The organism is Streptomyces sp. NPDC002536 (genome assembly GCF_053594995.1).
On the sequence record NZ_JBSFWU010000203.1, the window covers coordinates 1 to 4,943 of the forward strand.

A 4,943-nucleotide genomic window follows, 5' to 3' on the forward strand; every position below is an offset into this window, starting at 1 on the left:
GCGGCCTTCTTCGCCGGAGCGGTCTTCTTCGCCACGGTCTTCTTGGCGGTGGTCTTCTTCGCCACGCCTCCGCGAGCGTGCCCGCGAGCACCGCCGCCGGATCCCGGCCGCCCGGCCCGGCCGGCTCCCAGAGGCTGCCCTCCCTGTGGTACGGCCACCAGCGTCCGTCCCGTCCATAGCGGAGCTGAACGTCCGTGCCCGCGGCCGTCCAGCGGTTGCCGGCGCCGTGCAGCCGGGGCGGCTGTCCGTCCCCCTCCCAGGCGGCCGCCAGCCTGTCGCGGGCCTGTGCGAGGACACTCGGCTCCGGCGTCCACTCCTCCTCCAGCACGCTCAGTGCTGCCGGTCCGCCGAACGTCCATGCGCGTACCGCCCGTGCCAGCCCGGCGCGTTCACCGCCGCAGCTCGCCGCCAGCCGGTCGGTCACGGCGCCGGGCGCGCCGTTCGCGGCGAGACGCACGGCGTCCTCCCGGACGGTGAGCGGAGGCGGTACGGGCGTCCGGTCGTGACCGGGGGACAGTGCTTCGGCCAGCAACAGCCGGGCCCGGTGGGCGGCGTCCGCCGCGAGGAACTCCAGGGCGGCGACGTCCAGTCCGGGAGGTGCAGGACGGTCGCCGGAGAGCGCGCCGGGACGCCCGGGTATGTCCACCGGCGGCGGGGGCGCGGGCAGCGTTGCCGTGTGCCTGTGCCGCGCGAACACCTCCCGCGCAGGAACTCCCGCAGACACCTTCGCTGCGGGGCCGGCGGCACGGGCCGCACTGCGCGCCTGCAGCTCGTCCAGCACCTCGCGTTCGTCGTGCCCACGCAACAGGAGCAGGACGAAGGGATCCTGGTCGAGCAGTCGTGCCACCTGGTGGCAGAGTGCGGCGGTGTGCGCGCAGTGGTCCCATGCCCCGCAGGCGCACTCCGGCTCCAGATCGCCGATCCCCGGCAGCAGGTCCACGCCTGCTGCGGCTGCGTCCTCGGTCATGTGCGGCGGCAGATCCCGGTCCAGCAGCGCGGCCAGATGTTCTGCGCGGCCGGCGACGAGATCCATGAAGCGGTTCCAGTCGTCCTGCGCGAGCTGTTGCACCATCACATCCGCCCGGTACGACGAACCGTCGCGGTCGCGCACGAGCGCGGTGACGCTCCCCGGCCGCACGGACACCGCACCCACGGCGCCGGCCCGGGCGTGCCGGCGGCCCGCCTTGACCTGTGCGCCGTCCAGGGCCGTGTCCTCCAGCGCCTGCAGCCAGGCGAGGCCCCACCGGCTCGTCGCGAACGCCCCTCCGCGCACGGGCGGAAGAGCCTCGAAGGTGCGCCCGGTATCGAGGTCGTGCGTCATCGTCCCGTCCCCCTCAGTTCCACCAGTTCCGTGAGTTCAGCGTCGGTCAGCTCGGTCAGGGCCGCCTCGCCGGTGCCCAGCACCGCGTCCGCCAGGGCCTGTTTGCGGGTGAGCAGCTCCGCGATCCGGTCCTCGATCGTCCCCTCGGCGATCAGACGGTGCACCTGGACGGCGCGGGTCTGGCCGATGCGGTGGGCGCGGTCGGTGGCCTGGGCCTCGACGGCCGGGTTCCACCAGCGGTCGACGTGCACGACATGTTCGGCACGCGTCAGGTTCAGCCCTGTTCCGGCGGCCTTCAACGACAGGAGGAAGACCGGGACTTCGCCGTCCTGGAAGCGGCGCACCATCTCCTCCCGCTGCGCCACGGGCGTACCGCCGTGCAGCAGTTGTGTGGGAACACCGCGAGCAGCCAGGTGACGTTCCAGGAGCCGTGCCATCTGAACGTACTGGGTGAACACGAGCACGCTCGCACCCTCGGCCAGAATGGTGTCCAGCAGCTCGTCCAGCAGCTCGACCTTGCCCGAACGGCCGGGAATCCGCGCGCTGTTGCCCTCCTTCAGGTACTGCGCCGGGTGGTTGCAGATCTGTTTCAGGCCCGTGAGGAGCTTCACGATCAGTCCGCGCCGCTGGAGGCCGTCCGCCTCCGCCACCTCGGCGAGCAGTTCCCGCACCACGGCCTCGTAGAGCCCCGCCTGTTCCGCCGTGAGGGCGACCGTCCGGTCCGTCTCGGTCTTCGGCGGCAGTTCGGGCGCGATGCCCGGGTCGGACTTGCGGCGGCGCAGCAGGAAGGGCCGGACCAGTGCGGCAAGACGTTCGGCCGCGGCCGGGTCGGTGCCGGACTCGACGGCCTGTGCGTAGCGCCGTCGGAACGTGCCGAGCGGGCCGAGGAGCCCGGGCGTCGTCCAGTCGAGAATGGCCCACAGTTCGGTCAGATTGTTCTCCACCGGAGTGCCGGACAATGCGATGCGTGCCCCTGCACCGATGGAGCGCAGCCGGCGGGCGGTGGAGGAGTGCGGGTTCTTCACGTGCTGTGCCTCGTCCGCGACGACCATGCCCCAGCCGGTCTCCGCGAGCCGTTGCGCGTCCAGCCGCATGGTGCCGTAGGTGGTGAGGACGAACTCCCCGTCCGCCAGGCCTTCCAGGGAGCGGGACGTGCCGTGGAAGCGGCGGACCGGGGTGCCGGGGGCGAAACGTTCGATCTCCCGTTGCCAGTTGCCCATGAGCGAGGCGGGACAGACGACCAGAGTGGGGCCCTTGTCTCCCGGCAGGGTCTGCCGGTGCAGGTGAAGTGCGATCAGGGTGATGGTCTTGCCGAGGCCCATGTCGTCGGCCAGGCAGCAGCCGAGCCCGTGTGACGTCATCCGGTTCAGCCAGTCCAGGCCGCGCAGTTGGTAGTCGCGCAGCGCGGCGGCCAGAGCGGCGGGCTGGGCGACGGGGTCGTGCCCGGCTTCGGGGTCGGCGATGCGGTCGCGCAGTGCGGCCAGCCAGCCGGTGGCCCGGACTTCGACGGTCTCCTCGCCCTCGGCGTCGTCCCCTGCGACGACGTGCCCGGTGAGGGCGGCGCCGAGGGCCTCGACCGGTGTGACCTTGCGGTCCTGGTGTGCAAGAGCGCGGCGTACGGCTTCCGGGTCCACGAGCACCCACTGGTCGCGCAACCGGACGGCGGGGCGGCGTGCTTCGGCGAGTCGGCCGAGTTCGTCGCGGGTCAGCTCTTGGTCGCCGAGGGCGAAGCGCCAGCCGAAGGCGAGCAGTGCATCGGCGGAGAAGAGGGACGGTGCGGACGGCCGTTCGTCCGGCTGTGCATTGCTGTCGTCCGGCGGGCCGACGACCGCGTGTGCGGTCAGCCTGCGGACGAGTTCCTTCGGCCAGTGCACCTCGACGCCTGCAGCGTCCAGGGCGGCGGAGGCGGGGCCGAGCAGTTCGCCGAGTTCCTCGTCGGCGAGCTCGACGGAGTCCGGGACCTCGGAGGAGAGCAGGGGCGAGAGCGCAGGCCAGGCGTGGACGGCGCGCCGCAGGGCGAGCAGCGCGTTCATCCGGGCGCCGCGGCCGAGCGATCCCGTGACGGGAGACGTGCCGGACCACACCTCGGCGGCGTCCGCGACGAGTGCAGGGTCGGCGAGGCTGTGCACCTGGAGCACGGCCCGGAAGCGCGGTGGGCGGCCGCCGCTGTCGGCCTCGGCCGTTCCGAGGACGTCGATACGGAGCGAGAGCCGTACCCCTGCGTCGTGCCCGGCTGCGACCTCGGCCGCCCAGGCGCGGTGCTCGGGCACGCGCTGGGGTCCCTGGGCCGTGAAGGCGGGTCCGCCGGCCGCGAGGGAGGCGGCGGGCGAGCGGGGCAGCCCGTCGGCCACGGCGTCCAGGAAGGAGCGCACGAGCGCTTCCGGGGCGGGCAGCAGCAGGGGACCGTCGCCGGGCAGCGGTACGGCGTGCGCGGCGGGCGGCATGGCGGCGGCCAGTTCGCGGATGCGCCGCAGATCGTCGGCGGCGAGTGGCCCGGCCCGCCAGGCGTCGTGGTCGGAAGCGCTCAGGCCGGGCAACAGCCTGCCGCGGGCGGCCAGTTGCAGCGCGAGCACCGCAGCGGCTCCCCAGAAGGCGGCGGCCTCGTCCGCCTGCGCGGCCCGGGCGCGCGTCAGTACGGGCAGTGCGTCCCGCACGGGCAGCACGGTGGCACGTACGGTCGCGGTGGTGACGTCCGGCCCGTCGGCGACGGCGACCGTCAGTTCTTCGGCGGCTTCCGGTGCCGTGGGCGGTTCGCCGCCCGGCAGCCAGAAGGCGACCCGTCCGGTGCGGGCGGGGTCTCCGGGAAGGAAGACCGCCGAGCAGCGGACGAGCCGGGAGATGTCGGAGGGTGATGCGGCAGGGAGCGGGCTCACGGAGCGACGTACTCCTCAAATTTGACTAGCAGGCTTGGCAGCGCCCGAGGGTACAGGAAGGGCGCTGCCGGTGACGGCCTCCTGGACGTGAACCACGCCACAGGGCAGACGTACGCTGGCACTGGACTCGACGGGGCATACGGCGAGGAACCGGGCGTGGCCGCCGCGCGTTCTGACGGGCAGAGCGGCAGTTGTCGCGGAGGAGGCACGGACATGAGCAACAGGGCCAAGGTCGCCGTCGGTGGCGTGGCGGTGGGAGTGATCCTGCTGTGGCTGCTGCCGTTCTGGATGGCGGTGCTGGTGATGGTCGGCGTGCCGGCCGCCGCGTATCTCCTGCTGGACCCCTCGCAGCGCAAGAGGCTGCGCCGGACGTCCCGCAAGGAGCTGGGGCGTTAGAGGCGCCGGGGAAACGTCCGGACGGTGGTCACGCCCGGCCGGTGAAGGCCGGTGCGAGCGCTGCGGGCAGCGCCCGGCGGGAGCGGCCCGAGCCGTCCGCCGGTACGGTCCACAGATCGGAGCCGTAATTGCCGGGCAGGGAATAGAGCAGCGTGCGGTCGTCCTGCCAGACGGCCTGGTCGTCGACGTTCCGCTGTTCGGCGGTGGCGGTCTCGTGCATGGTGCGCAGGTCCAGGACGTACAGCCGCCAGGGCGCATCGGAGGAGACGCCCGGGACGCGCTTCTTGTAGGCCACGCGCGTCCCGTCGGGCGAGAGGGAAGGGCACTCCACGTTCGTGTGCAGGGTGCGCAGC

General features: G+C 73.1%; 3 protein-coding genes and 1 pseudogene. 1 reads left to right on the top strand and 3 read right to left on the bottom strand.

The window, feature by feature from the left end:
* Positions 1 to 1,321: SWIM zinc finger family protein (locus ACWD4B_RS35085; RefSeq protein ID WP_451424570.1), on the bottom strand; the 1,321-nt coding region annotated here is incomplete at its 3' end.
* On the bottom strand, positions 1,318 to 4,194 hold the full coding sequence (locus ACWD4B_RS35090; protein WP_451424571.1) for an SNF2-related protein: 2,877 nt from the start codon (positions 4,192 to 4,194) through the stop codon (positions 1,318 to 1,320). The genes ACWD4B_RS35085 and ACWD4B_RS35090, both read right to left, overlap by 4 nt.
* A 213-nt stretch (positions 4,195 to 4,407) precedes the next feature.
* Between ACWD4B_RS35090 and ACWD4B_RS35095 the strand changes: the two genes are divergently transcribed.
* Complete coding sequence (locus tag ACWD4B_RS35095) at positions 4,408 to 4,590, top strand: hypothetical protein (protein ID WP_451424572.1); 183 nt, start codon at positions 4,408 to 4,410, stop codon at positions 4,588 to 4,590.
* Positions 4,591 to 4,618: 28 nt separating this feature from the next.
* On the opposite strand, the pseudogene ACWD4B_RS35100 reads toward ACWD4B_RS35095, so the two are convergent.
* A pseudogene (locus ACWD4B_RS35100) lies at positions 4,619 to 4,943 on the bottom strand (TolB-like translocation protein); the annotation flags it as partial.